The following is a 22,640-nucleotide window of genomic DNA, read 5'->3' on the forward strand; positions in this document are numbered from 1 at the left end:
TGGACGAACGTGTCCAAGGTCCTCGGCAGGGAAACCGAACTGAGTTACCGTCTGCAGCGCCTGGACCCCGGCCGGGTGACGTTGGTGGGTACGAACAAGACCGCCACGTCCACCGACGACATCACCGTCAAACCGGCACCCGGCGGCGCCGAGGTCACCTACAGCTCGACGATAGAACTGCACGGACTCGCCAAACTCGCCGCGCCCATCATGAAACTGGAGTTCGAACGACTCGGCAACCTCACCGAGAAGAAGATCCAGGCCACGATCGCCCGACTGTAGACCGGGAAAAGGGGCAAGGGAGTCATGAGTAGGACCGTGCTGGTGACGGGTGCGTCCGGGTTCATCGGCTCGCACCTGGCCGCCGAGCTGGTGGCGGGCGGGCATGATGTGCGCGCGATGACCCGGCATCCCGAAACCTACGACGGACCGGGCGAGGCGGTCGCCGGTGACGTCACCGACCGTGCAAGCCTCGACGCCGCGCTCACCGGTGTCGACGTCGCCTACTACCTGGTGCACGCACTGGGGCGCGACGACTTCGCCCTCACGGACGCTCAGAGTGCCCGCCACTTCGCCGCCGCCTGCACCCAGGCCAAGGTCGAGCGCATCGTCTACCTCGGCGGGCTGGGCGTCGACGACGGCGAGCTGTCCGAGCACCTGCGGTCACGCCGGGAGGTCGAACGCCTCCTCGCCGAAGGCGACTGCCCGGTGACCGTACTACGGGCGGCGGTCGTGATCGGCCACGGCAGCATCGGCTGGGAGATGATCCGCCAACTCGCCGGCCGGCTCCCCTTTCTCGTCACACCCCTGTGGGTCAGCACCCGCATCCAGCCGATCGCCCTGCCCGACGCCGTGCGCTACCTGGTCGGCGTGTGCGAGCCGGCCGGCGCGCGCGGCAACACGTACGAGATCGGCGGTCCGGAGGTCCTGAGCTACCTGGACATGCTGACCCGCGCGGCCAGCGTGATGGGCAAGGCGTTGCCGTACCTGTTCGTACCCTTCGTGACCCCGAGGTTGTCCTCCCTGTGGCTGTCGCTGGTCACCGACGTCGACATCACCACGGCCCGTAACCTGGTCGACTCGATGACGTCGGAGGTGATCGTGCGCGGGCATCCCATCGCCGGTGTCGTGCCGGGGCCGCCCCTCGGCTACGACGAGGCCGTGCGCCTGGCTCTGGCGGATCGGGCGCGCGGGCGGGCGCAGTCCCGGTGAGGGAGCCGGACGCACCGGCAGGTCGCCTCCGGGCGGCCTTCCGCGTGGGCGGCGGGACCTCGGGTGGTGACGACGAGCAGGGGCCGGCGGTCCGGCGCCGGCGATTGGTCGTCGCGGCGACCCTCGTCCTCGGCGCCGTCGTACTCGGCGTGTCCTTTTCCGTCCGGCCCGGCGACGCGTCGTTCTACCTGCTCACCCTCGCCCTGGCCGCGACGTGGACCATGGGCGGCCTGCTGTCGGGTCCGTTGCGCCTGGGGCGCCTCCTGCTGTTCGGGCGGCTCCGTCGGCCACTGCTCACCCCGGTACTCACCGGCCTGGTCGCGTCCGCGGTGTTCATCGGCGGAGCGCTGGTCGTGCGCGAGATACCCGTCCTCGACGGCTACGTCGACGACGTGCTGGACCACGCGCACCAAGGCTCGCTGGCGCCCATCGCGGCCATCACCGTCGTCAACGCCATCGCCGAGGAGATCTTCTTCCGCGGCGCCCTGTACACGGCGCTCGGCGGCACGTACCCGGTCCTGCTGTCCACCACCGTCTACACCCTGGCCACCGCGGCCACCGCCAACCCGATGCTGGCGTTCGCCGCCGCCGTCCTCGGCCTCGTACTGGCGGCCCAGCGACGCGCCTCCGCAGGCATCCTGGCACCGATACTCACCCACGTCACCTGGTCTGTGACCATGCTGCTGACCCTGCCGACCCTGTTTGGCAACTAGAGCGGCGAGAGGCGCCTTCCGCGCAACGGCCCCAGATCGAGTGCGGCACATGTGAACAGGGCAAACGGCACCCCCCAACGTGGGCAAGGCCGCTGGAACACGTCCGCTTAGTCTCCGGGTTCGGCGGTTCGTGCCGCGCTCGGGTCGCGTGTGGTGGCCGCCGTGAAGGGTGACCACCAGCCCCACCACCTCGCCCACCGGGAAGCCGACCACGAGCCGGCCTCTCAACTCTTCCCCGGGGAGGCAGGGACCCGTGGTCAACGAGCCGGCCCAGCCTCAGTCGCGGTTCAGTTGGGCCAGTGCCTCCGAGTACGTGCTGGATTTCTAGGACAGGTCCGTCCGGGTGCCGAAGTAGTCGCCGGTCCCGCGCCGGGCGCCGTCGTCGGGCGCGGCCTTCGCGAGGCGGGGGATGTGCTTGGCGCAGTGCACGTAAGCCTCGTCGACGTGCACCAGCACCCACTGTTCCGCGCGCCGGCCGGGCGCGGGGTCGGTGGGAAGGTCGGGGTGCTCGCCCCGCAGGTACCCGTCAGAAACGATCTCCGCCCCGCCGTTGACGTGCAGGCCGATGCCGTCGCGGACGAAGTCGACGAACAGCAGTCCGACGTGGCCGTTCTCGCTGATGTTGCCGAGGCTGGCCATCACGCCGTTACCCCGGTACTCCGGCCAGGTGAGCGTGCCGGGGTCAAGGCAGCGCACGAAGCCGGGCGGGCCGGCCCGGAAGGTCGAGTCGCAGGCGCCGGAGGCGTCGGAGGTGGCCACGAACATCATCTCCTGGCGGGCGAGGAACTCACGCATCCGCACGTTGAGTGCGGCACGCACCTGTTGGCGGTGGAACCGCTCGGCGCGTTCCCGGGTGCCGTGGAGCTGCTGCAGTGCGTGCTCGCCGGCCGAACCGGTTCGAAGCGACATCGGGTGCAAGGGTCTGCCTTCCATGTGCGGAGGTCCGGTGGTCGGACCTCACGACCCGTCCAGAAACGGGGAGTGGCGGTGTGAGGGACGGGATGAACGGGTAAGCGGTGAATTCCCGCCCACCGCCCCGCACAAACACAGAGATCGCGTGAGGACCCATGAGCACACTGTCGCGATTACTCAAGGAGAGCTGGACCTGCGTCGAGGAACGGGGCGACACGCTCGCCGCGAACTTCTACGCCCGGGTCTTCCTGGCCGACCCGCAACTGCGGGAACTGTTCCCGGTCACCATGGACGTCCAGCGCTCCCGTCTCCTCGAAGCGATAGTCCAGGCCGTGCAGACCGTCGATGACCCCGACGCCTTCGCCGCCTACCTGACCGCCCTGGGCCGCGACCACCGCAAGTTCCACGCCCGGCCTGAGCACTACGACGTCGTCGGGGCCTGTCTGATCGCGGCGCTCGCCGAGCACGCCGGCGACGCGTGGGGGCCGGAGTTCGAGCAGGCATGGCGGGACGCGTACGCGGTCATCGCCGCCACCATGGTCGCCGGGGCGGCGGAGGCTGGAGACCAGCCGGCGTACTGGCACGCCGAGGTCCTGCGCCACGAGCGGCACGGGGCGGACCTGGCCCGGTTCACCGTCCGGCCGCTCGACCCGGTCCCCTATCGGGCCGGGCAGTACGTCAGCCTCGAGTCCGCGCACCGGCCGAGGCTGTGGCGGTCCTACTCGGTGGCCAACGCGCCCCGCACCGACGGCACCATGGACTTCCACGCCCGTGCCGTCGGCGCCACCGGCGTCTCCAGCGCGCTGGTCCGCACCCTCCGGGCGGGCGACATGCTCCGGATCGGCGCGCCGATGGGGTCCATGACCCTGGACCTGAGTTCGGCGCACGACATGGTGTTCGTGGCCGGCGGCACCGGACTGGCACCGCTGCGGGCGCTCCTCGAGCAGCTCGCCGAGACCAACCGCAGCCGGGCCGCGCACCTGTTCCTCGGCGTCCGGCACACCGACGATCTCTACGACCTGCCCGCCCTGACCGCTCTGACCGTCGAGCACCCGTGGCTCACGTTCACCCCGGTGATCAGCGATCAACCCGACAGCGGGTACCCGCAGGGGCTGGTCGGCGAAGTGTGCGCGGCGGCCGGGCCGTGGCCCGAACACGACTTCTACCTCGCCGGATCCGCCGCGATGGTGCGCGCCACCCGCGCCAGGCTGGCCGAGGCGGGCGTGCCCTACGACCGCATCCGCTATGACGCGCTCACCACCGGGTGAGCCCGCCGGGGTGCCCCGATTGGCTCCAGGTCGCCGGCCAGTCCCGTGAGCGTGATCAGGGCGGGTCGGTCCCGGGCGCCGGTGCCGGCGCCAGGACGGGGTGGTACGAGTCGGCCCTGAGCGGGTACATGCAGGCTATGGAGCAACAGTGCGGGGCTGACGAGCTGATCGCGGAGATCGACGACGCCTGGAAGACGGCCGACGCCGAACGGGGGTCGCGCCGCCGGCCGCTGCCCTCGCCCCTGCCGGAGACCGAGCCGGCCGGCTCCGGCCCTGACCGCTGAGACCCGTCCCGGAACGAGCCCGCACCGGTCCGCCCGGCACCGCACCGGGTGCGGCAGCGGCGTTGCGGCACGACGAAACCTCCACTGCCCCGCGCATCGTCGCGACCAGGCAGGTTCTCACCACACGCAGGAGTATCCAGATGACCAGCCCATACGATCATGAGGCGGAGACCGGCGAATCGCCCAAGGCGCGAGTCGACCGGGAGACCATCGAGCTGCTCAACGGGCTGCGGGTGATTCTCCCGGGCGTCCAGGTGCTCTTCGCCTTCCTGTTGGCCGTTCCGTTCGCCACCGGGTTCGCCCAGGCCGATGCCTTTCAACGCGACGTGCTGCTGGTGACCGCCGTCGCGGCGGCTGTCTCCACAGTCCTCCTCATCGCCCCCGCCGCCCAGCACAGGGTGCTCTTCCGCGCCGGAGCCAAGGAGGAACTGCTGCACCGCGCGAACCGCTTCGCTGTCGCCGGCACCCTCACCCTCGGCGTCGCGATGATCGGCGCGCTCCTGCTGATCCTCGACTTCGTCTTCGCCCGCGGCCTCGCCATCGGCGTGTGCGTGGCCGTCGCCGCCCTGCTGGTGTGGTCCTGGCAGATCCAACCCGCCATCATCCGACGGCGCTCGTCAGGTAACTGACTGCGGCTGGTCACAGCGTCACGAGCAGAGCGTTCTCGGGCGACGGCGCTGTCGATCCTCCCTCCAGACGACACGACCGACGACGTGTCCGGTGACGGCCACATTCATCGGCGCGCTCGCAACCCAAGGACGACGGCCGAGAGGGCATCACCCTGGTCAAGGCCGATGAGCACCGGCCTATCCCCGTAGTCGTGCTCACCACCTGGCGGGCCAAGGAGGACGTGCTGGGCAGCTACCCGCTGCCCGTTGACGCCTACGTCAACAAGCCCACGGACGTCACCCGGTTCATCGAGGTGCGTGCTCCGCCGGTTCGACGACTTCTTCGTCTCCGTAGTCAAGCTCGTCGCGCGCTACAACCGAAGTGGCACGACCGGGCCCGCATGGGCCCACGCAGTCTCGTCCATCAATAGGATCCACTTCCTCAACCACGTTCATGTGGGACGGATGCGCTGCCTCGATCATGGCCGTCGAGGGGTCCCTGGCCACGGGTCGACGGCCGGTGAACACGGCCGTGACCTGCCCGACCGTGCGCGTGCACCCGGCCGTCATCGCCTAGGCCGCCGCGACCACCGCTGTACTCCTCGGGGGACGTTTCGCCCTCGGGGTGGGTTCCGGCGAGGCGCTCAACGAAACACATCCTGGGCGGCGCGTGGCCGCCCGCCGACATCCGGCTCGACATGCTCGGAGACGCCGGATTCGACCGCGTCCACGTCAACAACACCGGCCCGTACCAGGAAGAGTTCTTCGACTTCCACCGCACGAAGGTGCTGCCCCGGCTGTAACCACACCCGGGGCAGTTACTCCTTCTCCGCCCAGGCCGGCCCGGACCCTCGACCTGGTTGAACTCCTCCGTCAGACCCGACCCCCACGTCGTGGTCCCGTCAGGTGAAGATGCTGACGCCGCCGGGACCGACGAGCAGTCCGAGCACGATCAGGACTACGCCCCACAGCAGCTGGCGCCTGAACAGCGCGAAGATGCCGGAGACCACGAGCACTACAGCCAACAGCCACAGGATGAATGTCATGGTCATCGTCTTCCCGGAACAGGCCGGCGGCAAACACGGCTGACAGTGGCGGGCAAACGTCAGGACACCCGTGCTGGCGTGGTGTGCGAGGGCCGGACCGTGACGTCCAGTTTCCGGGGTCGTAGTCCCGTGGTGGCCCGGAACCGTTCGAGGCTCGCGTCGACGTGTGCGCGTACCTCGGTGAGCAGTGTGTCGGGTGCGGTGTCCAGCCGGATCCAGATGTCCGGTTCGGGGGCGTCTCCGGTGAGGGCGACGGACGCGGCGGTCACGTGCCGGCCGGTGACCAGGTCGCGTCGCAGGGCGTGGGCGAGCGCCTTGCTGTTGGCGGTGGTCCGGCCCGGGAGTTGCGCCGCGGTCAGCCCCTCGGTCGGGGCGTGCGGCCCGGGCCCGGCGGGCGGGCGGTGGACCTGGACGTCGAGGGCGGCGAAGTCGCGGCGGCCCTGGTGTCCGCGCAGGACGAGGTCGTGCAGCGGGCGGGCGGCGCGGCGGCGTAGCTGGGCGCGCAGCAGCCACAGGCCGCACAGGGCCAGGAGTACACCGGCCGCGATGACGATGGCGAGTCCCCAGGAGGTGTGCCGTCGCCAGAGGTCCAGGATCCGGTCGCCGAGCAGCGGGTGATCCGGGTCGAGCGCGCCGAGCCGGCCCGTGTGGGCGGCGAGGCCGGCGGCCCCGGCGGCGGTGAGTCCCAGTCCGACCGCCGTCCACAGCACCCGGTTCGCGGTGTGGGTCACGGTGTCCTCCAGCGGGTCAGGCGACGCGGCGGGGGCGCGTCATGTGGATGCTGACGTGGTCGGTGCTGGGCGCGGACAGGTGTGCCAGCTCCTCCCGCACGGCCTTGTGCACGGCTGGTCGGTCGTCGCGCCGGCCGGTGGCGGTGACGGCGAGTTTCCAGCCGCGCCGCAGCCGGGCCCGGGTGACCGTGACCGCCGGTACCCGGTTGGCGGCCTCGACGAGGTGGCGTTCCGTGGCGCGGCGCTGCACGTGCCAGCCGTCTGCGGTGACGGGGAGCCGGTCGGGTGCCCAGCGGCGCAACTGGATGACGAGTACGGCCAGGCCGAGTACGACAGCGGCGACGGACACGACGAGTACCGGAGTATCGGCCCAGCGGGTGGTGGTCGCGGTCTCGTACCAGGCGCGGCGCGGCACGATCCACGACGGCCGGCCGGCCGCCACCAGGATCCCCTCGACGGCGAGGACGATCCCGGCGCCGAGGAGGGCGAGCGCCAGCAGGACGGACGCGAGCCGGTTGAACAGGCGCATGTTTCCCCCGGTCAGGAGTCGGGCAGGGCGTCGATTTCCAGGTCGGCGATGTGCACCAGGATCGGCCGGGGGTCGCCGTGCGCGGCGAGCACGGCTGCCGCGGCCCGGTGCACCTTCTCGGCGATCGGTCCGGCCGGGACCGTGGCGAGGACGACGTGGATCTGCACCTCGTCACCCGCCAACCGGATCCCCGGCACGCTGCCGCCCCGGAACTGGGTGGCCACCGCCACCGGCCCGGCCGAGGCGCAGCGGGCCACCCCGGGCACGGCGGTGACGGCGTCGCGGAGCTGCTCGGCGAGCTGTCCCGGCCGGGTGGTCGGTGCCGCCCTCGGAGTCGAGGTCGTCACTGGACGCGGGACTCGTGCGCCTCGTCGGACGTGTCGCCCTCGACGAAGACATCGTCGACGTTGACGTTGACCTCGACGACCTTCAGGCCGGTCATGGACTCCACGCGGTCGATGACGTTGCGGCGGACGGCGTCGGACACGTCGACGATGCTCTGCCCGTACCAGGTCACGATGTCGAGGTCCACTGCCGCCTCGCGCTCGCCCACCTCGACGGACACGCCCTGCGAGGGCGCCTCGCTGGTGCCCGGCACGAGGGCCTTGAGCTGCCCCATCCGGCGCGACAGGCCTGAGCCCATCGAGTGCACGCCGGGGATCTCCCGCGCGGACAGCCCCGCGATCTTGGCCACCACCCCGTCGGCGATGCTCGTCTTGCCGTCCTCCGTGACCAGCTGTGACCGCGACGGCGTCCCTTGCGGGCGGCGGGCCAGCGCGCCGGTGTTGGTCCGGTCGAGCGCGCGGCTGTCCGGGGGCGTGGGTCCGTTCTTGGAGGGCTCTTCGGCCCGGTTCTTGAGGTCGTCCCTGGCTTGCGTCGCTGCGTCGGTCATGGCGAAACCGTCCCCTCGTGAATGACTGTGAACTCGCGGGTTCTTGTCAACGGGTCTTGGTGTGGGATCCGAAGCGGTCGACGAGGTCGGCGACGTCCACCTGGCCGTCGAGTACCCGGCCGACGAACCACCCCGCGGCGCCCACGGCGACGGCCGCGACGGCGGCCCCGAATCCGGCCACCGCCCAGACTGCGACAGTGAGAAACCCGACCAGGAAACCAAACTGCTGGCGAGACATCACGCCCCCTCACGACTGGTCGCGGCGACCTGATCGGCAATGGCAACGGGCCGCAACCTCTCCGACACTAACCGTTATGGCTGGGTACTCATTGACGATTGGAAGATCTCCTACGGATACGTCAATCGGCGGCCACAAGAGCCGGAATCGTGGTAGGCCCCCACCGAGGAAGGCACGTGGGGAGCTCGTGTCCGACGGCAGAACAGAGCACCTGCGGCACCTCTGAACTCCACGCTGCGGGTCGACCTGGCACGGTTGGCGAGGCTGGCCAAGCGTGCCTGTCAGCATCGACACGGGAACAGTCTGTGAGGAGGATACTGACGGTATGCGCCGGTGGCTGTGGGTCAACTCTCTGTCCCTCGTACTCTTCACCGGCTTTCTCGTTTTCCTGGTCCTGCAGTCGGTCTTCGGCTGGCAGACCACCAACGCGGAACTCGCCGACCACGCGCGGCCGACCGTGGGCTACCTGAGCTATCTGGGCAGCGGGGCGTTCGCCGAGGCGACGTTCGAGAACTGGGAGTCGGAGTTCCTCCAGATGGGCTTCTACGTGCTCCTGACCGCCTGGCTCGTCCAACGCGGCTCGGCCGAGTCCCACCCCCCGGACGAACCCCGCGACGACGACCCTCCGCCCGGACACGGCACCCCGGCCCTGGCCCGACGCGGGGGCGTCCTCGGTTGGCTGTACGCACACAGCCTCGCCACCGCCCTGCTGGGCATCTTCGCCCTGTCCTTTCTAGGCCACCTCCTCGGCGGGACCGCCGCCCACAACGCCGAACAGGCCCTCAACGGCCAGCCACCCATAGGCGTCACCGAGTTCGCCAGGTCGCCGGAGTTCTGGTTCCAGTCCATGCAGAACTGGCAGTCGGAGTTCCTCGCCGTCGGAGTACTGGTCGTCGCCAGTATCTGGCTGCGCCAACACCGCTCCCCGCAGTCGAAGAAGGTCACCGCTCCGCACAGCCAGACCGGCACCGACTGACGGACGCTCCAGGTTACGACCCGCACACACCCGACACCGACCCTGCCCTTCAAGGGTGGGCGGGTGCAGGCGGCGGGTGCGACATGTCCGTCAACCGGTCAGAAGGCGGATCACGGCAGGTCCCACCCGATGGCGTACGACCAGATCGGCCGGGTCCTCGTTCCTGCGGAGCCGGGCTGCGACCACGGTGCCCGCGTGGTACAGGTCGACGATCCGGGGATCCACGTAGGAGCTCCGGGTGACCGCGGGGGTGTTGCCCAGCAGCTCGGCCGTCTCGCGCATCACTGCTGTCACCACCTTTCGGCGGGCGGCGGCCGCTTCCGGGCGCGGCCGGGTGGCCAGGAGCGTGGCGGCCAGCACTGTGGCGTGCCAGGTGCGGAAGTCCTTGGCCGTGAGCTCCTCACCTGTACTTTCGCGCAGGTAGTCGTTGATGTCGGCGCTGCGGACGTCGGTCCACGTGCGCCCGGCGCGGTAGGCGAACAGCTCTTCTTCGGGCGCGGCCCGGCCCAGCAGAGCGCGTACGAGCTTGGCCAGCAACGGATCCTCGATGTCCTGGTCCACGGCGACGCCGCTCTTGGCGGGGAAGCGCAAGGTGACCGTCGTGCCTGTGACGCGGACGTGGTCGCGGCGCAGGGTGGCGAGCCCGAAGGACGGTTCGTCGCCGGTGGCGTAGGACTCCCCGCCGATCCGTAGACACGCTGCGTCAAGGATCCGGACGCAGCCGGCCAGTACCCGGTCGCGGGTCGGGCCACGTTCGGCGAGGTGGCTGTCCACGGCCGCGCGCAGCTTGGGGAGGTGTCGGGCCACGTGGAGTACGCGGTCGAACTTCGCCCCGTCGCGGCGGGTCCGCCACGCGTCGTGGTAGCGGTACTGCCGGCGGCCGGCGACGTCCGTGCCGACCGCCTGGATGTGCCCGGCGGGGTCCGGGCAGATCCACACCTCCCGCCAGGCCGGCGGAATCGCCAGAGCGGACAGGCGCTCCAGTTCGTCGGGATCCCGGATCGGCCTGCCCGCCGCGTCGGAGTAGGTGAAACCCGAGCCGCGCCGCCGACGGGACCAACCCTCCTTCTGAGGATCGCTCCGCCTCGTGCGCATAGAACGCGTACCCCTCTCGGCGTTGTTCCCGGGTTTCTAGGGTCTGGTACCCGGCGTCGGGTCACGGACGGCGTCGGGCGATCCGGTGGCCGGGGTGTCCGGGCTCTGCCCTGGTCCTGACCGCCCGCCGAGCACCGGCACCGCCGGGTCGTCCTTGTCTGCGGCGTTGGCGACATCGGGTCGGGGAAGGGGGCTGTGCTCTTCGCGCGGATCCTTCTTCATGGCTCCTCCTGTTTGACTGACCTGCTCGGCAGAGAATCGGCGCGTGCCCAACCTCATACGGCCGGGCGCCGGCCCCCGGCCGGGGGAACCACTCTCTGACAGTGCGCGATCTGCGCGGCCTACGAGGTCGGAGAGCCGTCCGGGGCTTCCTCGATGCCATGGCCGAGTGCCGTCCACACGTCGGCGACCGAGTCGTAGGTGCCGGCCGGCAGGCGCGAGAGTTGGCCCTGGACGTGGTCCGGGGCGTTGTTTCCGGTGGCCATCGCCCGGATCTGGTCGGCATCGGCCGGGAACTGGCCCGGCTGCAGGTGCCGGGCGATCTCGGAGCGGTCCGCAACCTCCTGCGGGGTGATTCCCTTGGCAGCGGCCGGGGTGTGCGGATCAATCGGATTCGTCATGGTTAGCCTCCTTCGCTGGTGTTACCCCACGGCAGGATGCGGAAACATGAGCCCCTCCAAAATTGCCGCGTTTGCGCTGGTGGGCGAGGGGTAGATGTCCGGTGCGGGGAGCGCTCGCCGATCGGAAGGTGTCGCCGACATCTGGTACCTGGGGAGGTCCGCCGTCGAACGCTCCCCGACCATCCTCGCCAGGCTTGCCACAGGTCGGCGTTGGGTAGGTGGAGCGCATGACTGTGGACGCGGTGGTGGTCGGCGCGGGGCACAACGGGCTGGTGGCGGCGAACCTGCTGGCCGACGCCGGCTGGGACGTCGTGGTCCTCGAAGCCGGTCCTGAGCCCGGGGGCGCGGTGCGTACGGGACAGGTCGCCGCGCCCGGTTTCGACGCGGACCTGTGTAGCGCGTTCTACCCGTTCGGCGCCTGCTCGCCGGTCCTCGAAGCCCTGGAGCTGTCCGCGCACGGCCTGACCTGGGCCCACTCGCCCGCCGTGTTCACGCACGTGCTCGGCGACGGCCGGTCGGCGACCCTCTTCCACGTTGCGACGCGTCTGACCGCGTCGCGTCCGGCGAGCGGCGCGGGTCAGTCCCGGGCTGCGGCCCGGTACTCACCACCTGTGCGCTTCTCCGGCCGCCCTGTGCATCCGCCTCCTGCCCGTCAGGCCGCCCGGCGGGGCGTCCGGCCTCGGGCGAGGCGACGGGATCGGGTCCATCTGAGCCGGTGGTCGGGACCGTCAGATCGGCTGGCTCGTTTTCGTCGGGCATCGCTCGCTCCGTTCCGTGATGGCGGTCCCGTGGACGAAGACCACCCGCGCCGGCGTTTCTACCCGAGAGTCCCTCCGGCCAACCTCGAACGGCGTTTGGGCCGGTCACGGGCTACCCCAAGGCCGCCACGCGGATGGCCGCCAACGCCCCGGTTCATGATCCGTAAGCAGCGCCACGTGAGGCCGCCACCAGGAAGGTGTGCTGACTCGCCAAGTTCAGAGGTCCCCCGAAACGCGGTTTAAGAACGTTTTTGTCGGGGTACCGTCGGGTCATCGTTCCGATAGGTGCCCACCGAGGGTGCTTCAGCGCCACGGCCAGGCAAACGCTCGCGAGACGACATCAGGTGTGCGGATCTGCGGGACGCGTCCGCGATCGTTGTCCGGCCAGCCAACCGAGCGGAAGTGTGGGTATGACTACCGGTCACCAGGACATCATTGACACCTTGTTGGGCCATCACCAGCAGATCAAACTGCTCTTCGGACAGGTGGAATCCGCGACGGGCGAGCACAAGCAGGAGCTGTTCGGTCAGCTGGTCACCCTGTTGGCCGTCCACGAGAACCTGGAGCAGCAACTGGTCCATCCCCTCGCCGAGCAGACCCTCGACGGCGCGGACGTCACGGTCCGCCTGGCCGAGGAAGAGGCCGCCAAGACCGCGCTCGTCGTCCTCTACGACCTCGGTGTGACCGACCCGTCCTTCGATGCCGAACTGGCGACGCTCCGTGACGCCGTGACCGCCCACGCCAAGGCCGAGGAAGAACTGGAGTTCGCTCGGCTGCGAGAGGTGGTCGACCCTGACCAGCTCCGGGCCATGGTGTTGGTGGCGGAGGCCGCCAACGCGCTGTCCGCGCCGGCCGGCGCTTCGGACAGCTCCGCGCCGGGCCTGGTCGGCCCGCCCCTGGAGGTGTTCGAACACGTCCGCGAGACGCTCAGCAAGGCCGCCGCCAAGGGAAGGAACGGGTCGTGACCGCAAAATCGAGGAAGACCACCGGGGCCGCGTCGAACGCGGGCGCCAAGAAGGCCGCGAAATCGCCCGCGAAGGACAAGCCCGTCGCGCCGGCGGCAGCGAACAAGGTCGCGAAGAAGGCCGCTGAGCCCGCTGTGGTGCGGAAGAGGACGAGGGCCACGGCACCCGCCGCCCGAAGGGCCGGCGCCGCGGACCGGGACGCCAAGCAGGCCCAGCTTGCAGCCCACCAGGTCGACCACGCCGACTCGGTGCTCACGACGGATCAGGGCATCCTCGTCGAGGACACCGACAACGCGCTGCGCGCCGGCCCCCGGGGCCCGAACCTGCTGGAGGACTTCCACCTCCGCGAGAAGATCATGCGCTTCGACCACGAGCGCATCCCGGAGCGGGTCGTGCACGCCCGGGGCTCCGGCGCGCACGGCTACTTCCAGCCCTATGACGACTCCCTCGCCGGGTACACGGTGGCACCGGTCCTGTCCGACCCGTCGCGGCGGACGCCGGTGTTCGTGCGCTTCTCCACCGTGCAGGGCTCGCGCGGCTCCACCGACACCCCGCGCGACGTGCGGGGCTTCGCGGTGAAGTTCTACACCCAGGAGGGCAACTTCGACCTGGTCGGCAACAACATGCCGGTGTTCTTCATCCAGGACGGCATCAAGTTCCCCGACGTCGTGCACGCCGTGAAGCCCGAGCCGCACAACGAGATCCCGCAGGCCGCCTCCGCGCACGACACGTTCTGGGACTTCGTATCGCTGCAGCCGGAGACCATGCACCACGTGATCTGGCTGATGAGCGACCGGGCGCTGCCGCGCAGCTTCCGCACCATGCAGGGCTTCGGGGTGCACACCTTCCGGCTCGTCAACGCCGACGGCGTGGCCACGTTCGTGAAGTTCCACTGGACGCCCGTACCCGGCGTGCACTCCCTCGTGTGGGACGAGGCGCAGAAGATCTCCGGCAAGGACCCCGACTTCAACCGCCGCGACCTGTGGGAGTCGATCGAGGCGGGTGTGTTCCCCGAGTGGGAACTCGGTGTGCAGCTCATCGAGGAGTCCGACGAGTTCGCCTACGGGGTAGACCTGCTCGACTCCACGAAGCTGGTCCCGGAGGAACTCGTCCCGGTTGTTCCGGTCGGGCGCATGGTGCTCAACCGCAACCCGGCCAACTTCTTCGCCGAGACCGAGCAGGTCGCCTTCGGAGTCGGCAATGTGGTGCCGGGCATCGACTTCACGAACGACCCGCTGCTGCAGGCCCGCCTGTTCTCCTACCTCGACACCCAGCTCACCCGCCTCGGTGGCCCGAACTTCCAACAGATTCCCATCAACCAGCCGGTCGCCCCCGTGCACCACCACCAGCAGGACGGATTCCACCAGCACGCCGTGCCGCTCGCCCAGGCCAACTACCACCCCAACAGCCTCGGCGGCGGCTGCCCCGTCGTCGCCGGAGCGGCGGGCGGCGCGTTCGTGCACCGTCCCGAGCACGTCGACGGCATAGCGCGCCGCCAGAGGCCGGAGACGTTCGCCGACCACTACTCGCAGGCGACCCTGTTCTGGAACAGCATGGCGGCGTGGGAGAAGGAACACATCGTCGCCGCCTACCGCTTCGAACTCGGCAAGGTCACCAAGCCGCACATCCGCGCGCTCATGGTCGACCACCTCAACCAGATCGACCACACCCTCGCGGTCGCGGTCGCCGCCGGCATCGGCGTCCCCTCCCCCAAGGCAGGCCCGGCCAACCACGGCCGGCTGTCCCCCGCCCTCAGCCAGACCAGCCTGCCGGGCGCCGGCGGCGTGGCGGGCCGCAAGGTCGCCATCCTGGTGGCCGACGGCGTGCTCGCACCGAGTATCGAGGCGGCTCGCAAGGCACTGGTGAAAGCCGGCGCGGTCGTCGAACTCCTCGCCCCGGTCGACGGCACCGTCACCACGGCCAAGGGCAAGGCACTGGCCGTGGACCGGGCGATGAACACCGTCGGCTCCGTGCTCTACGACGCCGTCATCGTCGCCGACGGGGACGACGCCGCCACCGCACTGATCAACGACGGCTACGCGGTGCACTGGGTGGCCGAAACCTACAAACACGCCAAGCCTCTGGGGGTACTGGGCACCGGCGACCGGCTCGTCCAGGCCGCCCGGCTACCCGTGTTCGAGGCGTCCGACCGCCGGGCCGCACCCGCCAGCAAACCGGCGGCCGGAGCCCTCGACGGCGTCGTGTTCACCGCACCCGGAGCGGCCGCCGACAAGAAGTTCGTGGCCGAGTTCCTCGCCGCGATGGAAGCCCACCGGCACTACGAACGACCCGTCAACGGCATCGCCGCCTGAGAACTACCGGTACCTGGCTGGCTCACCACAGACAGCACCGTGAACGCGGAATCGAGGCCCACCAGAATGAGTGGGCCTCGATTTCTTCGGGCCTGCCGCGGCTATCGGCGGCCCACAGACAAGGTCAGCGCCGACCGCCGCTCGGCGGCTGGCTCTTCCCCTTGTCGTCTCTCGTCGTCGGCGTGGTGCCGGCCGTCTGCTGCCCGGTCTGCTGGCGGGCCTGAGTCGCGGTCCGCCCGGCTCCGGCGCCCACCTGCCGCTGCTCCATACCGCCGGCGGCGGTGTCGATGTCCGTGGACTCGTCGAGCTCGTCCCCCAGCGGCATGTTCTTCTTGGAGCCCAGCGCCTCGCCCGGCTTGTTCCCCATCACCTGCGGGTCCGACACGCCCACCGTGGGCAGATGCTACGGCGCCACCGATCGAACCCAGCGGTGAAGCGCCCCTCCGCCCGCTTCTCGCGGTGAGACATCGCCGGCCCACCGCACGTATGACCGAATGCCCACATTGACATCGGCCGTTACGCATGTCCGGAGCCGGTAGCGGGTAGGACATTTCCAGGTGTCGACGAGCGGGGGGTTCGCAGCGAGCGACACTGCGGGTGCGGTGGCCTCGTGCAAGCGACGCACGAGCCCACCGGACCCGCAGTAGGTCCGACGTCTCATCCCAGAAGTCGACGGGTCTGACACCGTCGCCGGCGCCGCACACGACCGTGCGAGTGCGTACTCGCGTCCTCTGACGACATCGGGACTCGAACCTGCCCGGCAGACCAACGCCTTCGGCACCGAACTCCGTTCAACGGGCAGGCTTGTCGGGCTGATCCTGCTTTCGAACGAGCAGTCCGGCCGCTCGCGCGCGCAGGGCCTGTCCAGTGTCGAAGGTCAGCAGCGTGACGGGGCGGCCCGCCAGCGGCTGAATCGACAACGCCCGGTCGACGATCTCGTCGTCAGCGATGGGAAGTCGCTGGTGTCCGGGTGGGTCCAGCAGGATCTCGATGGTCACCTCTCCCCTCGGAATACCTCCGGTCTGGTTGTCGATCGCGGAGAAGTCCCCGGCGCGAAGACGGCGCACACCGATGCCGGCGGCGAACACCGTGTCGAGGACCTTCAGCGTCCGCCGCGCCATGGTCCTCGCCTCGGCCTTGGGCCCGGTGTCCTTCACGCGGTCCAACTCGTCCACGATGATCATCGGAACGATGAGGTGAACCGGGTCTTCTCTCACGCCGACCAACGGAGCCAGGTCAGTCTCGTCGATGAGCGCGCCGGAGTTCAGATAGAAGCTGGTGTCGGCGACGACGAACGCACCTGGCCTCGACCAGTTGGCGATCTGCGCAGCGAGCGAGGCGCGGGCGGCTTCCAGGTCTTGGCCCCGCTGCTCACGTTCCGCGTTGAGCAACTCGTTGACGACCCGGTTGGTGGAGTCGAAGTCCCTGAGTAGCCGCTCGTGCAGGTTGAGAAGCTGCCAGTACCAGGGGGTCAGAATGAGGCGGTCGATGTCCTGTGCGCTGATCATGCTGCGAAGGGAGCGCACCGACTCGTTGACCCATGACAGGTAGCCGGTCAGTCGTTCCAGGGCACCCATGCCAACGACGTTGGTGAGCCTGTTGTGGATGTTGGTCAACGACCCGAGCAGGGTGTCCCGGTTTGCACCGGGCAGGACGGTCACATGCATGTCGCGGATTGTTCCACTCCGCCACGGCCGTCGACACCGAGAACCTCGCCGACCCGACGCAGTTGCTTGAGCGACAGCCCGTAGGAGCTCCGGCTCAGCGCCACACTCGCCAACTGCCGCAGCGGCCGGGCGTTCCCTCAGGCGTCAGATCGGTAGGTCTTCGATCGCGAACACCCGACGTTCGACGTCCTGGAGGGCGAGGCGGAGTGCCCCGAGGACCACGGCTTCGTCGCCGAGCTCCGACATCCGGATGGGTGGGCTGGTCAGGCACAGTCGGTGCAGGTGTTCGGTGAGGGGCTCCAGGAGCGACTTTCCGGCCAGGGACACGCCGCCGCCGACGACCACGACGTCCGGGTCGACGGTGAGGACCATGGCCGCGATGCCCTGGGCGAGTTGCTGGGCGAAGCGCTCGACGGCGCGCATGGCGTGTGGTTGCCGGTCCTTGGCCGCGGCGAACAACTGTTGGGCGGCCAGTTCCGGGCCGGTGCCGGGTTCGGCGGCCTTGATGAGGTCGCGGGGGGCCTCGTCCCAGCCGAGGATGTCGAGGGCGCCGATCTCGCCGGCGGCGCCGGAGCGTCCGCGGTGCAGTTTGCCGTCGATGATGAGTCCGGCGCCGAAGCGCAGGCCCGCCAGGACGTGTACGACGGTGTCGGCCTCGCGGGCGGTGCCGCGCCAGTGTTCGGCGAGGGTGGCCAGGTTGGCGTCGTTCTCGACGAGTACCGGGCAGGTGAAGGAGCGGCCCATCCGCCCGCCGAGGTCGAAGCCCGACCACTCCGGCAGCACCGACAGCGTGACCCGGCCTGCGGGGTCGACGATGCCCGGGGTGCCGACGGCGGCGCCCAGCACGTCGCCGCGCCCGCATTTCGCGTCGTCCATGGTCGCCTCGACGAGCCGGCGGGCCAGGGCGAGCCGGTCGGGGGCGCTGGCGTGTTCGGCGATGGCCTCCCGTCGGGTGGCGACGGTCTCCCCGGACAGGTCGGCGATCGCGGCCCGGATGGTGTGCGCGCCGATGTCGACGCCGACGACGTAGCCGGCCTTGACCCGGAAGCGGAAGCGTTTGGCGGGCCGGCCCATGCCGCCGGAGGTGTCCGGGGGTTGTTCCTCGACCCAGCCCTGCTCGACGAGCTCGTCGAGCAGGGACATGACCGTGGGCCGCGACAGCCCCGCCTTGCGGGCCAGGTGGGCCACGGTCATCGCGCCGCCGGAGCGCAGCGCCCGCAACGTGGTCACGTGCGTCATCCGGCGCAGAAGGGACGTCATACGGCCAGATCCTAGCACTTTAGGAAGGTGTTTCCATATCTCACCCGAGATCTAGAAACACCTTTCATAAGCCGAGCATTGGACGCTTGACCCGTCCAGGGTGTGCGCCTACTCTCAGGATCGACAGTTATGAAGATGGCTTACATATGTTGGAGCTCCCATGAAACCCAGTAGATGGCTCTCAGGCGCGGGCGTGCTGTCCGTGGGACTGCTGGCCGCCGCCTGTTCCCCCGGCGGGTCGGCGGGGACCGTGTCGCCGTCGGCGCAGTGCACGGCCACCGTCCCGGCCGGCAAGGTGACCCTGAAGATGGTGTCGACGCCGGAGTCCGGCGCCGCCGTCAAGGCCATCATCGCAGCGTTTCAGGTCAAGTACCCCAATATCACCATCAACTACCAGGACACCAACTACGACGACTACAACAAGAGCCTGAACCTGTCGTTGGCGTCCGACCAGGCGCCCGACATCGCGCTCCTGAACTCGGTGGGCACCACGGTCAAGGACAAGTTGGTGGCCAGCCTGGCGGGGTGCGAGAAGGCGTACTCGTGGGACAAGGTCTATCCGAGCACGCAGCTGGCGCAGTGGCGGGTCGGGGCCAACGGGTCCACGCTCGGCTCCGGTGACCTCTACGCGGCGCCGGCCGGGTTCTCCATCGTCGGGGTGTACTACAACAAGGACAAGGCCGCCAAGCTCGGCGTCACCCCGCCGAAGACCCTCGACGAGTTCGAGGCCGCGATGGCCAAGGCCAAGGCAGCCGGGGAACTGCCGCTGCAACTGGGCAACTCCGAGGGCCACGCGTCCTTCGCCGTGCAACTGCTCGGCCAGTCGGCCGACGGCGCGGACAAGGCAGCCAACTGGACGTTCGGGCAGCCGGGCGCGACGTTCGACACGGCCGGCAACCGGTCGGCGGCCGGGCGGGTCGCGGACTGGGCGAAGAAGGGCTACGTGCCCGCCGGCGCCAACGGTGTGGACCTGCAGGGCGCGGTGGACAAGTTCACCAAGGGCGAGGGCCTGTTCTTCATCGACGGCAACTGGGACGCGGCCAAGATCGGTGACCGGCTGGGCGCGAACGCGGGCTTCTTCGCCTTCCCCGGCGCCAAGGCCACCGCGATCGGCACGTCCGTGGCGTACGCGATCTCCGCGAAGTCGCCCCACCAGTCCGCGGCGGCGGCGTTCCTGGACTTCCTGCACTCCCCGCAGGCCTCGGCCGAGGAGTTCAGGGCCGGGTTCATGCCGGCGGACCCGTCGGCGGCCACGCCGGCCCCGGGCACGGTGATGGCCGACATCGTCGCGGCCTGGAGCAGGGTCAACGCGGACAACGGGCTCGTGGGCTTCAACAACAACGCCACGGCCACGATGAACGACACCCTCACGGCCGGTACCCAGGAACTCGTCGGGGGCAGGACCGACGCGGCCGGGTTCGTCGCGGCCGTCCAGAAGGACTGGTCCAAGACACATGGCTCATGACGCCACGCGGCCGGTGCGGTTCACCGCACCGGCCGCGGTCCGCCGCCGCAGACGCCGCCGCAGGATGGTGCCGCTGCTGTACGTCGCGCCCGCGTTCCTGTTCTACGCGACCTTCATCATCGTCCCCTGGCTGCACAGCGTGTGGATCTCGCTGTGGGACTGGAACGGCGTCGGCGTCGCCGAGTGGGCCGGGCTCGACAACTACGCCGAGGTGTTCACCGAACCGGCGCTCCGAGAGGCCCTGCTGCACGCGTTCCTGTTCATCCTCTTCTACACGGTGATCCCGATCAGCCTCGGACTGGTCCTGGCGGCACTGGTGGCGGCGACACCCTGGCGGGCCATGCCCCTGATCCGCGCGACGCTGTTCCTCCCGCAGATCCTGCCGCTGGTGGCCGTCGGCGTGATCTGGAAATGGATCTACAGCGACGGCGGGCCCCTCAACGACACCCTCTCCCTCGTCGGCCTGGGCGGCATCACGCGCCCGTGGCTGGGGGACTTCGACTGGGCACTGCCCGCCGTCGGCCTGATCGGAACCTGGGTCAGCACCGGCCTGTGCTTCCTGCTCCTGCTGTCGGGCATCCAGAAGATCGACCTGCACCTCTACGAGGCGGCACGGGTGGAGGGCGCCGGCCCGTTGCGGGAGTTCTGGCACGTCACCGTGCCGGGCCTGCGCAAGGAGATGGCCGTCGCCGCCACCGTCACCGTGATCGCCGCGCTGGCCAGCTTCGACGTCGTCTACATCATGACCGGCGGCGGGCCGGGCTATGCCACGACGGTGCCGGGCGTGCAGGTCTACCAGCTGGTGTTCACCGCCGGCCGGGTCGGCACCGCCTGCGCCCTGGCCACCGTGTTGTCCCTGTTGACCTGCGCCGTCATGTACGGCCTCAACCGGCTCGCCCGGGAGCGGTGATGACCAGATACCTGACCAGGCTGTCCCTGCTGGTGGCGGCGGCCTCGGTGCTGATCCCCTTCCTGGCGATCTTCAGCGCCGCCCTGCAACCGGAGTCCAACCTGTCCCCCGGGCTGGAGTGGCCCTCGGATCCGCACTGGGAGAACTTCGCCACCGCCTGGACCAGCGCCGGCTTCGCCTCGCTGCTCAAGTCCAGCGCCGTGATCGCCCTGGGCGTGGTGCCGATCTCGCTGGTGCTGGCGACGCTTGCCGGGTACGGCATGTCGACCATGGGCTCGCGGGTGCGCGGCCCGCTGTTCGCGCTGCTCATGCTCGGCCTCGCGCTGCCGTACGAGGCGATCGTGATCCCGCTGTACTACGACCTGCGCTCCGTGGGCCTGCTCAACACGTACTGGGCCGTGATCCTGCCCCTGGTCGGCGCGTTCATGCCCTTCGGCGTGTTCTGGATGCGCAGCCACTTCGAGGCCATGCCCAAGGAACTCACCGAGGCCGCGGTCATGGACGGCGCGTCGAGCTGGCGCACCCTCACCACGATCCTGCTGCCCACCGCCAGGCCCGCGCTGACCACCCTGGGACTCCTGTACTTCATGTGGTCCTGGAACCAGTTCCTCCTGGCCCTCATCCTCATCCAGGACCCGGCGATGCGCACCGCGCCCGCGGGGCTGGGCAAGTTCGTGCAGCAGTTCGGCCAGAACATCCCCCTGCTGTCCGCCGGCACCATCATCGTCATCACCCCGGTCGTCCTGCTCTACCTGTTCTTCCAGCGCCACTTCGTCAAGGGCATCCTGCAGGGCGCCGTGAAATAGGAGCATCACCATGACAGTCTCTCTAGCGATCGTGGGCGCTGGAGCCCGAGGCGCCGCCTACGCGCGCATCGCCACCGCCCAGAACACCGCCACGGTCGTGGCCGTGGCCGAACCCGACCCGGTACGCCGGGCCACCATGGCGGCCCGCTACGGGCTGGCCGACGACCAGGTCTTCGCCGACTGGCGCGAGCTGACCGCCCGACCACGGCTGGCCGACGCGGCGATCGTGGCCACCCCCGACCGCATGCACGCCGACCCGGCCTGCGCGCTGGCCGACCTGGGCTACGACCTGCTGCTGGAAAAGCCCCTCGCGCCCACCGAGCACGAGGCCCGGCGCATCATCGACGCCGCCGCCCGCAACCGCGTCCTGTTGTCCGTCTGCCACGTGATGCGCTACAGCGCCTACACCCGCAGCCTCAAACGGCTCGTCGACTCCGGCCGGATCGGCGACATCGTCAGCGTCGAGCACCTCGAACCGGTCGGCTGGTGGCACCACGCGCACTCCTACGTGCGCGGCCAGTGGGCCCGGGAGGCCGAGTCCTCCTCGATGCTGCTGGCCAAGTCCTCCCACGACCTGGACTGGCTCGACCACATCATCGGCCGCCCCCTGCGGCGGGTGTCCTCCTTCGGCGGTCTCTACCACTTCCGTCCGGAGAACAAACCCGAAGGCGCCGGGCAGCGCTGCGTCGACTGCCCCGTCGAACGCTCGTGCGCCTACTCCGCCGTGCGCATCTACCAACGGTTCCTGGGCGACCCGGTCTACGAACGCTGGCCCCTGGGCGTCCTCACCGACGACATCACCGCACACGGCATCGACCAGGCGCTGCGCGAAGGACCGTACGGCACCTGCGTGTACTCCGGCGGCAACGACGCCCTCGACCACCAGGTCGTCATCCTCGAGTACGAGGGAGGCGTCACGGCGTCGTTCACCGTCACCGCGTTCAACGCCCTGGACTTCCGCAAGACCCGCCTCTTCGGCACCCGGGGCAGCATCGAGGGCGACGGCCGCCGACTCCTCGTGCACGACTTCCTCACCGACACGAGCGAAACCATCGACACCACCACCACGGGCAACGCCTCCGCCGCCGACGGGCACGGGGGCGCCGACGACGACATGTTGCGGGAGTTCCTGCGGGCCGTGGCCACCGGCGACCGGTCCCGCCTCACCTCGGGCCCCCAGGAGAGCCTGCGGTCGCACCTGGCCGTCTGGGCCGCCGAACAGTCCCGCCACACCGGCACCGTGGTGACCCTCCAGTACCCCTCAAATATATGTAGTTAGCTTCTGTAATTAGTTAGCACGGCGACACACCTACCTCCAGGCCGCCCCCACCCCAGGGGCGGCCTGACCCTTTTTACCAGGCATTTGTGCCATC

At 69.8% G+C, this 22,640-nt stretch carries 26 protein-coding genes and 2 pseudogenes; 15 read left to right on the plus strand and 13 right to left on the minus strand.

All coding sequences use genetic code 11. The features are described 5' to 3' along the window. The 3 genes from PT931_RS20665 to PT931_RS20675 form a co-directional block, all read left to right on the plus strand. Positions 1-282 (plus strand): hypothetical protein (locus PT931_RS20665; RefSeq protein ID WP_456247393.1); only part of this gene is annotated, 282 nt, incomplete at its 5' end. Between the two features lie 24 nt (positions 283-306). After that, complete coding sequence (locus PT931_RS20670; RefSeq protein ID WP_456247394.1) at positions 307-1,212, plus strand: NAD(P)H-binding protein; 906 nt, start codon at positions 307-309, stop codon at positions 1,210-1,212. After that, positions 1,209-1,925, plus strand: coding sequence for a CPBP family intramembrane glutamic endopeptidase (locus PT931_RS20675; RefSeq protein WP_456247395.1), 717 nt, complete (start codon positions 1,209-1,211; stop codon positions 1,923-1,925). Before PT931_RS20670 ends, PT931_RS20675 begins: the two co-directional genes overlap by 4 nt. 324 nt (positions 1,926-2,249) lie before the next feature. Here the strand turns inward: PT931_RS20675 and PT931_RS20680 are convergent, their stop codons facing one another. Then, positions 2,250-2,834, minus strand: a complete 585-nt coding sequence (locus PT931_RS20680; protein WP_456247396.1) for a pyridoxamine 5'-phosphate oxidase family protein — start codon at positions 2,832-2,834, stop codon at positions 2,250-2,252. A 158-nt stretch (positions 2,835-2,992) separates the two neighbouring features. Between PT931_RS20680 and PT931_RS20685 the strand changes: the two genes are divergently transcribed. The 4 genes and pseudogenes from PT931_RS20685 to PT931_RS20700 all read left to right on the plus strand — a co-directional run. Next, the gene (locus PT931_RS20685) at positions 2,993-4,105 is read left to right on the plus strand and encodes a globin domain-containing protein (protein ID WP_456247397.1); all 1,113 of its coding nucleotides are present in this window, start codon (positions 2,993-2,995) and stop codon (positions 4,103-4,105) included. 137 nt (positions 4,106-4,242) lie between these two features. Next, the gene (locus tag PT931_RS20690) at positions 4,243-4,389 is read left to right on the plus strand and encodes a hypothetical protein (protein WP_456247398.1); all 147 of its coding nucleotides are present in this window, start codon (positions 4,243-4,245) and stop codon (positions 4,387-4,389) included. A gap of 140 nt (positions 4,390-4,529) precedes the next feature. Then, positions 4,530-5,018 carry a DUF6328 family protein gene (locus tag PT931_RS20695; protein WP_456247399.1) on the plus strand — a complete coding sequence of 163 codons (489 nt, stop codon included), beginning with the start codon at positions 4,530-4,532 and terminating at the stop codon, positions 5,016-5,018. Between the two features lie 496 nt (positions 5,019-5,514). After that, positions 5,515-5,710, plus strand: a pseudogene (locus PT931_RS20700) (LLM class flavin-dependent oxidoreductase); the annotation flags it as partial. Between the two features lie 189 nt (positions 5,711-5,899). On the opposite strand, the gene PT931_RS20705 reads toward PT931_RS20700, so the two are convergent. The 6 genes from PT931_RS20705 to PT931_RS20730 are packed head-to-tail and all read right to left on the minus strand — an operon-like array spanning position 5,900 to position 8,433. Continuing rightward, a complete protein-coding gene (locus tag PT931_RS20705) occupies positions 5,900-6,043 on the minus strand; it encodes a GPGG-motif small membrane protein (protein ID WP_456247400.1) in 144 nt (47 codons plus the stop codon). Between the two features lie 59 nt (positions 6,044-6,102). Next, a complete protein-coding gene (locus tag PT931_RS20710) occupies positions 6,103-6,774 on the minus strand; it encodes a hypothetical protein (RefSeq protein WP_456247401.1) in 672 nt (223 codons plus the stop codon). A gap of 16 nt (positions 6,775-6,790) precedes the next feature. After that, positions 6,791-7,303, minus strand: a complete 513-nt coding sequence (locus PT931_RS20715; protein WP_456247402.1) for a hypothetical protein — start codon at positions 7,301-7,303, stop codon at positions 6,791-6,793. A gap of 11 nt (positions 7,304-7,314) precedes the next feature. Further along, positions 7,315-7,650 (minus strand): hypothetical protein, encoded by a 336-nt coding sequence (locus tag PT931_RS20720; RefSeq protein WP_456247403.1) that lies wholly within the window; start codon positions 7,648-7,650, stop codon positions 7,315-7,317. Continuing rightward, on the minus strand, positions 7,647-8,195 hold the full coding sequence (locus PT931_RS20725; protein ID WP_456247404.1) for an Asp23/Gls24 family envelope stress response protein: 549 nt from the start codon (positions 8,193-8,195) through the stop codon (positions 7,647-7,649). Before PT931_RS20725 ends, PT931_RS20720 begins: the two co-directional genes overlap by 4 nt. 46 nt (positions 8,196-8,241) lie before the next feature. Next, positions 8,242-8,433: a hypothetical protein gene (locus PT931_RS20730; RefSeq protein WP_456247405.1), complete on the minus strand. Its 192-nt coding sequence runs from the start codon at positions 8,431-8,433 to the stop codon at positions 8,242-8,244. A gap of 325 nt (positions 8,434-8,758) precedes the next feature. On the opposite strand from PT931_RS20730, the gene PT931_RS20735 reads away from it, so the two are divergent. Continuing rightward, a complete protein-coding gene (locus tag PT931_RS20735; RefSeq protein ID WP_456247406.1) occupies positions 8,759-9,409 on the plus strand; it encodes a DUF6766 family protein in 651 nt (216 codons plus the stop codon). A gap of 90 nt (positions 9,410-9,499) precedes the next feature. Here the strand turns inward: PT931_RS20735 and PT931_RS20740 are convergent, their stop codons facing one another. The 3 genes from PT931_RS20740 to PT931_RS20750 form a co-directional block, all read right to left on the minus strand. Then, on the minus strand, positions 9,500-10,504 hold the full coding sequence (locus tag PT931_RS20740; RefSeq protein WP_456247407.1) for a DNA topoisomerase IB: 1,005 nt from the start codon (positions 10,502-10,504) through the stop codon (positions 9,500-9,502). A gap of 36 nt (positions 10,505-10,540) precedes the next feature. Beyond that, positions 10,541-10,726 (minus strand): hypothetical protein, encoded by a 186-nt coding sequence (locus tag PT931_RS20745; RefSeq protein WP_456247408.1) that lies wholly within the window; start codon positions 10,724-10,726, stop codon positions 10,541-10,543. A 119-nt stretch (positions 10,727-10,845) separates the two neighbouring features. Further along, entirely contained in the window at positions 10,846-11,124 is a 279-nt protein-coding gene (locus tag PT931_RS20750) for a DUF2795 domain-containing protein (RefSeq protein ID WP_456247409.1), read from the minus strand. Between the two features lie 227 nt (positions 11,125-11,351). Between PT931_RS20750 and PT931_RS20755 the strand changes: the two are divergent. The 3 genes and pseudogenes from PT931_RS20755 to PT931_RS20765 form a co-directional block, all read left to right on the plus strand. Next, a pseudogene (locus PT931_RS20755) lies at positions 11,352-11,702 on the plus strand (FAD-dependent oxidoreductase); the annotation flags it as partial. Positions 11,703-12,292: 590 nt separating this feature from the next. Beyond that, the gene (locus tag PT931_RS20760) at positions 12,293-12,847 is read left to right on the plus strand and encodes a hemerythrin domain-containing protein (protein ID WP_456247410.1); all 555 of its coding nucleotides are present in this window, start codon (positions 12,293-12,295) and stop codon (positions 12,845-12,847) included. Continuing rightward, a complete protein-coding gene (locus tag PT931_RS20765) occupies positions 12,844-15,159 on the plus strand; it encodes a catalase (protein ID WP_456247411.1) in 2,316 nt (771 codons plus the stop codon). The genes PT931_RS20760 and PT931_RS20765 overlap by 4 nt, the downstream gene beginning before the upstream one ends. A gap of 124 nt (positions 15,160-15,283) precedes the next feature. Here PT931_RS20765 and PT931_RS20770 read toward each other — a convergent pair whose 3' ends face one another. The 3 genes from PT931_RS20770 to PT931_RS20780 form a co-directional block, all read right to left on the minus strand. Then, entirely contained in the window at positions 15,284-15,550 is a 267-nt protein-coding gene (locus tag PT931_RS20770) for a hypothetical protein (RefSeq protein WP_456247412.1), read from the minus strand. A 400-nt stretch (positions 15,551-15,950) separates the two neighbouring features. Next, the gene (locus PT931_RS20775) at positions 15,951-16,826 is read right to left on the minus strand and encodes a PIN domain-containing protein (protein WP_456247413.1); all 876 of its coding nucleotides are present in this window, start codon (positions 16,824-16,826) and stop codon (positions 15,951-15,953) included. A 144-nt stretch (positions 16,827-16,970) separates the two neighbouring features. Beyond that, complete coding sequence (locus tag PT931_RS20780; RefSeq protein ID WP_456247414.1) at positions 16,971-18,086, minus strand: ROK family transcriptional regulator; 1,116 nt, start codon at positions 18,084-18,086, stop codon at positions 16,971-16,973. 160 nt (positions 18,087-18,246) lie between these two features. Between PT931_RS20780 and PT931_RS20785 the strand changes: the two genes are divergently transcribed. The 4 genes from PT931_RS20785 to PT931_RS20800 are packed head-to-tail and all read left to right on the plus strand — an operon-like array spanning position 18,247 to position 22,546. Next, positions 18,247-19,551, plus strand: a complete 1,305-nt coding sequence (locus PT931_RS20785; RefSeq protein WP_456247415.1) for an ABC transporter substrate-binding protein — start codon at positions 18,247-18,249, stop codon at positions 19,549-19,551. After that, positions 19,541-20,461: a carbohydrate ABC transporter permease gene (locus tag PT931_RS20790; RefSeq protein WP_456247416.1), complete on the plus strand. Its 921-nt coding sequence runs from the start codon at positions 19,541-19,543 to the stop codon at positions 20,459-20,461. Before PT931_RS20785 ends, PT931_RS20790 begins: the two co-directional genes overlap by 11 nt. Further along, positions 20,461-21,267 carry a carbohydrate ABC transporter permease gene (locus PT931_RS20795; RefSeq protein WP_456247417.1) on the plus strand — a complete coding sequence of 269 codons (807 nt, stop codon included), beginning with the start codon at positions 20,461-20,463 and terminating at the stop codon, positions 21,265-21,267. Before PT931_RS20790 ends, PT931_RS20795 begins: the two co-directional genes overlap by 1 nt. A 10-nt stretch (positions 21,268-21,277) precedes the next feature. Then, the gene (locus PT931_RS20800; protein ID WP_456247418.1) at positions 21,278-22,546 is read left to right on the plus strand and encodes a Gfo/Idh/MocA family protein; all 1,269 of its coding nucleotides are present in this window, start codon (positions 21,278-21,280) and stop codon (positions 22,544-22,546) included. Positions 22,547-22,640 lie beyond the last annotated feature (94 nt).

Source organism: Longispora urticae, from assembly GCF_053902585.1.

Bases quoted from the DNA above. Each gene is read 5' to 3' on its own strand.
- PT931_RS20740 (WP_456247407.1), bottom strand. From the start codon at position 10,504: ATGCGCACGAGGCGGAGCGATCCTCAGAAGGAGGGTTGGTCCCGTCGG.
- PT931_RS20715 (WP_456247402.1), bottom strand. From the start codon at position 7,303: ATGCGCCTGTTCAACCGGCTCGCGTCCGTCCTGCTGGCGCTCGCCCTC.
- PT931_RS20685 (WP_456247397.1), top strand. From the start codon at position 2,993: ATGAGCACACTGTCGCGATTACTCAAGGAGAGCTGGACCTGCGTCGAG.
- PT931_RS20775 (WP_456247413.1), bottom strand. From the start codon at position 16,826: ATGCATGTGACCGTCCTGCCCGGTGCAAACCGGGACACCCTGCTCGGG.
- PT931_RS20790 (WP_456247416.1), top strand. From the start codon at position 19,541: ATGGCTCATGACGCCACGCGGCCGGTGCGGTTCACCGCACCGGCCGCG.
- PT931_RS20730 (WP_456247405.1), bottom strand. From the start codon at position 8,433: ATGTCTCGCCAGCAGTTTGGTTTCCTGGTCGGGTTTCTCACTGTCGCA.
- PT931_RS20785 (WP_456247415.1), top strand. From the start codon at position 18,247: ATGAAACCCAGTAGATGGCTCTCAGGCGCGGGCGTGCTGTCCGTGGGA.
- PT931_RS20705 (WP_456247400.1), bottom strand. From the start codon at position 6,043: ATGACATTCATCCTGTGGCTGTTGGCTGTAGTGCTCGTGGTCTCCGGC.
- PT931_RS20690 (WP_456247398.1), top strand. From the start codon at position 4,243: ATGGAGCAACAGTGCGGGGCTGACGAGCTGATCGCGGAGATCGACGAC.
- PT931_RS20750 (WP_456247409.1), bottom strand. From the start codon at position 11,124: ATGACGAATCCGATTGATCCGCACACCCCGGCCGCTGCCAAGGGAATC.
- PT931_RS20745 (WP_456247408.1), bottom strand. From the start codon at position 10,726: ATGAAGAAGGATCCGCGCGAAGAGCACAGCCCCCTTCCCCGACCCGAT.
- PT931_RS20800 (WP_456247418.1), top strand. From the start codon at position 21,278: ATGACAGTCTCTCTAGCGATCGTGGGCGCTGGAGCCCGAGGCGCCGCC.
- PT931_RS20780 (WP_456247414.1), bottom strand. From the start codon at position 18,086: ATGACGTCCCTTCTGCGCCGGATGACGCACGTGACCACGTTGCGGGCG.
- PT931_RS20735 (WP_456247406.1), top strand. From the start codon at position 8,759: ATGCGCCGGTGGCTGTGGGTCAACTCTCTGTCCCTCGTACTCTTCACC.
- PT931_RS20795 (WP_456247417.1), top strand. From the start codon at position 20,461: ATGACCAGATACCTGACCAGGCTGTCCCTGCTGGTGGCGGCGGCCTCG.
- PT931_RS20725 (WP_456247404.1), bottom strand. From the start codon at position 8,195: ATGACCGACGCAGCGACGCAAGCCAGGGACGACCTCAAGAACCGGGCC.
- PT931_RS20680 (WP_456247396.1), bottom strand. From the start codon at position 2,834: ATGTCGCTTCGAACCGGTTCGGCCGGCGAGCACGCACTGCAGCAGCTC.
- PT931_RS20670 (WP_456247394.1), top strand. From the start codon at position 307: ATGAGTAGGACCGTGCTGGTGACGGGTGCGTCCGGGTTCATCGGCTCG.
- PT931_RS20695 (WP_456247399.1), top strand. From the start codon at position 4,530: ATGACCAGCCCATACGATCATGAGGCGGAGACCGGCGAATCGCCCAAG.
- PT931_RS20760 (WP_456247410.1), top strand. From the start codon at position 12,293: ATGACTACCGGTCACCAGGACATCATTGACACCTTGTTGGGCCATCAC.